This is a genomic window from Intestinibacter sp., from assembly GCF_051866655.1.
Lineage (GTDB): Bacteria > Bacillota > Clostridia > Peptostreptococcales > Peptostreptococcaceae > Intestinibacter.
Genome location: NZ_JBJDXL010000254.1, coordinates 1 through 4,247, shown reverse-complemented (window position 1 = coordinate 4,247; position 4,247 = coordinate 1). Strand labels below are relative to the sequence as shown.

6 protein-coding genes are annotated in these 4,247 nt (G+C 28.1%); 3 read left to right on the top strand and 3 right to left on the bottom strand.

The window, feature by feature from the left end; genetic code table 11:
- Positions 1-152: 152 nt before the first annotated feature.
- Positions 153-575, bottom strand: coding sequence for a hypothetical protein (locus tag ACI3VO_RS07670; protein WP_439757344.1), 423 nt, complete (start codon positions 573-575; stop codon positions 153-155).
- Positions 576-606: 31 nt separating this feature from the next.
- Complete coding sequence (locus ACI3VO_RS07665; protein ID WP_439757343.1) at positions 607-1,680, bottom strand: hypothetical protein; 1,074 nt, start codon at positions 1,678-1,680, stop codon at positions 607-609.
- Between the two features lie 138 nt (positions 1,681-1,818).
- On the opposite strand from ACI3VO_RS07665, the gene ACI3VO_RS07660 reads away from it, so the two are divergent.
- The 3 genes from ACI3VO_RS07660 (at position 1,819) to ACI3VO_RS07650 (ending at position 3,636) form a co-directional block, all read left to right on the top strand.
- Positions 1,819-2,166 carry a hypothetical protein gene (locus ACI3VO_RS07660; RefSeq protein WP_439757342.1) on the top strand — a complete coding sequence of 116 codons (348 nt, stop codon included), beginning with the start codon at positions 1,819-1,821 and terminating at the stop codon, positions 2,164-2,166.
- A gap of 139 nt (positions 2,167-2,305) precedes the next feature.
- Entirely contained in the window at positions 2,306-2,848 is a 543-nt protein-coding gene (locus ACI3VO_RS07655; protein ID WP_439757341.1) for a TetR/AcrR family transcriptional regulator, read from the top strand.
- Between the two features lie 2 nt (positions 2,849-2,850).
- Positions 2,851-3,636, top strand: a complete 786-nt coding sequence (locus ACI3VO_RS07650; RefSeq protein WP_439757340.1) for an EFR1 family ferrodoxin — start codon at positions 2,851-2,853, stop codon at positions 3,634-3,636.
- A 120-nt stretch (positions 3,637-3,756) separates the two neighbouring features.
- On the opposite strand, the gene ACI3VO_RS07645 is transcribed toward ACI3VO_RS07650, so the two are convergent.
- The coding region (locus tag ACI3VO_RS07645; protein WP_439757339.1) for a hypothetical protein at positions 3,757-4,247 on the bottom strand (491 nt) is incomplete at its 5' end.

Sequence of the window (4,247 nt, the reverse complement as noted above, 5' to 3'; positions counted from 1 at the left end):
AAAGAAAGAAATAAAATGTACTATAGTAATATTTCAAAAGCAATAAAATCAACAATACTAAAAAATAAATCTCCTAATAAAATTGAGGTATAAGCATATTTTATAAATGCCTATACCTCATAAAAATTATCGTATGACTCTTTTAATTTTAATTAATCTAACTTCAATAATTCAATATTCCCATCTACAAATCCAACACCTATTCCCTCTAAATTCTCCAAAATATCTCTACAACTACTTACCTTCAAATATTCCTCGATCAAGCTTTTTATATAAACCAAGGCATCCTCCCAGTCTTCTATATCTTCGGTCATCGGTATAACAAATAAATCATCCTCTGTAGAGAATATTTCCTCACATGCCCAATCCTCATCCTCTTCATCAAATTCATCAGAAGCAATTAACTGAACGCTGTAATCCTCCTCACCTTCATACAAATTAAAATTAATCGCAACAGCATCCTCTGGCAAATCAACTAAATATTTTTCTACCCAAACCTTAAATTCTTCTAAATATTTCACTTTATCCATAACTTCCACCAACTCTCTTATATCCTTAGCAATTAAACTATGCATAGTTTACTTATATTTATTATAATATATATTTCTAACAAAAGCTCAAATCTATTGTAAAGCAATCTATCATATTTCGGTGGTTCTCTAAGTTCAGCTCATCATAAAATATAGCTATCTCCGCATTGTCCTCATCCAAGTTAAAATCATTTTTTATAACGACACTACAATTTTTAACTACATATCCTGATTTTATGGTATTTGGAATTTTTCTAATGCTCGTATTTGATATGTAATACTTATTAGCGTAATTTTGGACATAATTAAAATGATCACTCACTATTTTGTAGTCAGAATTTGTATATATTTTATATTTTTTTAAGCTGTCAAATGCCTTGACCTCATCATTTTCATATTTCTGATTTGTTGGATTGTATTTATCTTTATCGATATCAAAGTAAACACATACTGTCTCTGAAGGAGTGTAATTCTCCTCATCGTCATAATCGTAATTCCATCCTTCTGGTCTCAAATATATCCCAAAATTGCTTATTCCTGCAAAACTACTTGCATCCAAATCCTTATCATCTTCATCTAAAAACAAAGGTATATTCTTTCCCTGATATCTCAAATCAAAGGTGATTTTGAAGTCATTATCCTTTGTTTTTTTCACACTATTTACTGTCATATACAATTTCTCTTCGTGATGAGTTTGTGTTTCACAATCAAATACTAAAAATTCCTTTCCGATTTCATTTTTATTTGCAGGCTCAGAATTTAAAAACGCCAAACCAATCGATGACATTCCAAAATCTAGCATCACCGAGCAAACGCCTATCATCAATATATTTAATATAATATTTTGTGTGTTCTTTTTCTTAAATTCTCTAAATAACGAAACAATATAAGATATCCCAACAAAGAAAAATTCAGTCGCAACTATAAACCCCAAAATTGCCATGTAAATATGCGATTGCAAAGGCGATAAATGTTGCAATAGGAAAAATAACAAGCTCAATAATATTTGAAATACTCCTATCCAAATTAATTTCAACGAAAACATCTTTTCAATTTTGCTTTTTAGCTTTAGTACAATCCCCACTAGTGCTAAAATAATTCCAAATCCAACCAAAATCTGTATTATTAAAATTAATACTTTATTATCCACACAAAGACCTCCTTTTTATTCATATCAAAAATTTGTATTATTATAATTATAGCTTGTATTTTTAAAGAAACTTTAAAGTTATTGTATTTTACTATTTTTTTGATATGATATAAATAAAAACTTATATGGTGATGTGATATGATAAAAACTGAATTTGGTATAATTGAGAATATTGAACAAGACAAAGATTATTCAGACTATGAACCCAAAAAATATAATTGTATTTTCATTGATGATGATTTGTATATAGATGATTGGTGGGAAAAGCTAACATCGATGAATACATATTTTGGTAATTTAAACAGACCTGCTTATGGCTTATCTAGATATGGCGTTACTTTAATTCCACCAGAGTCTTTATCTACTTTCCAAAACATTGTTGTTTCAGACAAGAGAATATATAAAGATGAGCATTTAGTTAATTTGGCTAATAAAATACAAGATGCTATTGACAAACAAAAATATATGATACACTTTGGAATTTAATATATATCTTTAGTACGCAATTTATTGCTATTACCAATTTAATTAGTTAAAGAAGGAGATTGACAGTTGTCAATATTTAATATAATATAAGATTAATAAATAATTGGACAATTGTCAAACTTTTAAAGGAGGATATAAAATGTATCAAGGTGATAATAAAATAGCTTTAGCATCACAAAAACATATAGCAGAGACATTAGTTAATATGTTAAAAATCAAAGAATATAGCGAGATTAGTATTAGTCAGTTATGTAAGGAAGCAAATGTATCACGACAAACATTCTATTCTCTATTTCAATCAAAAGAAAATGTTATATCATATGAGATTAAAAATAACTATCCTTTTATTCTTGATAATGAAAAGGAAAATTTAAATTTAGAAAATCTTTGTCATAATTTTGCAATTTATGTGAACCAAAATAGTTCATTTTTAAAGAAAATAGTTGAAAGTAATTTATCACAGATTATATATGATTGTTTTTATCAATCTATTCTTTCATGCAACCGTATTATTCCAGCTCAATATAATAATAAAAAACGTAGTATTGCTGCTTTCTTAGCTGGAGGATTATGCTCATTAGTTATAGATTTTGCTAATAATGATGAAGAAGTTTGTCAAAAAAATTTAAAAGAAACTGCATATTTACTATTAAGTGGAACAGTTTTCAATAAGGAGGTCTAATCATGAATAATATAATTTTATATTTTACAGGTACAGGTAATACTCTGCATGTAGCTAAAAAGATAGCATTAGGGATATCAGATAATATTGAAGATACAACATTGCTTAGAATCACAGCAAATATGAAAAATATTGATTTTAGCAAATATGATAGAATTGGTATTTTTTCTCCTGCATATATGGGAGGACTTCCACTTATGGTAAAGGAGTTTCTAGAAAAAGTTAATATACCAAATGAAGCCTATGTTTATTCTGTAGTAACTTGTGGTGGAATGGAAGCTGCCACTCTTTCTCAAATAAAAAAAATACTATCAGAAAAAGGTAATACTGTTTCTGCCAGTTTTACATTCACATATCCATCAAATAATCAAACAAGCTATGCACCTTCTACAGAGGAACAAAGTAGAGAAATTATCAAAAAAACCAATTGTGAAATTGAAAAAGCAATAGATATTATTAAATTGAAACAAAAAAATTCATATAAGTCCAATCCTGTTATGGAAATGCTTGCTAAAGCAGCAGGTGCTACATTTAAACCAAGAACATCTGATAAAGAATTTTGGGTAGAAGATACTTGTACTAGTTGTGGACTTTGTGCTAAGGTCTGTCCTGCTGACAATATCAAATTAATAGATGGTTCTCCACAATGGCAACATCACTGTGAAAGATGTACTGCGTGCCTTCAACTCTGTCCAAAGCAAGCAATACAGTTCAAAGAAAATACTAAAAAATGGGGCAGATACTGTAACCCAGAAATTTCTATAAATGATTTAATGATACAAAACTAAAATAGATAAGACTTATTATTTATTAGAAAAAACAAGATTTGAATTTATATCTATACCTAAGAATTAAAACTACAATTCTTAGGTATAGCTATTTATTTTTTACTTACATATCTATCTAAATTATAAATCTATTTTAACCTTATATTTGTAAAATACCCTCAACGAATCATCGCTAAAAGCCGATACTTTCTTTATACTTCTTATTTTTTCCATATCATTATTCTTATATAACTTTCTCGTAACTGTATATCTTCCTGTATGTCTATCTATTGACTCTTCTACTGTAGAGCTTATATCTACCTTATTTCCATCTTCATCATAAAAGAAAATTGTCGGATAAAATGGAACTATTCCCTCTTTTGAATAGGTGTATTTTACTTCCTTATCAGTAATTTCAAAATCCTCTATAACAATTTTTCCGTAGTCACTAACCTCAAGCTTTATAGGTAAATTGTCTATACTTTGTGGCTCTAGAAGATGATTTTTTACATTTGTATAATCTGATATAGGAACTAAAATAAGTGATTTAATATCCTCGTCTGCTCCCAAAAATTCTATTGATTTTGAGGCTTCAGAAGTTGACATAAAACCTCCTTTATCTAACACATCTA

Excerpts from the sequence above, each read along its gene's own strand:
- ACI3VO_RS07650 (WP_439757340.1), top strand. The coding sequence starts at position 2,851 with ATGAATAATATAATTTTATATTTTACAGGTACAGGTAATACTCTGCAT.
- ACI3VO_RS07670 (WP_439757344.1), bottom strand. The coding sequence starts at position 575 with ATGCATAGTTTAATTGCTAAGGATATAAGAGAGTTGGTGGAAGTTATG.
- ACI3VO_RS07660 (WP_439757342.1), top strand. The coding sequence starts at position 1,819 with ATGATAAAAACTGAATTTGGTATAATTGAGAATATTGAACAAGACAAA.
- ACI3VO_RS07655 (WP_439757341.1), top strand. The coding sequence starts at position 2,306 with ATGTATCAAGGTGATAATAAAATAGCTTTAGCATCACAAAAACATATA.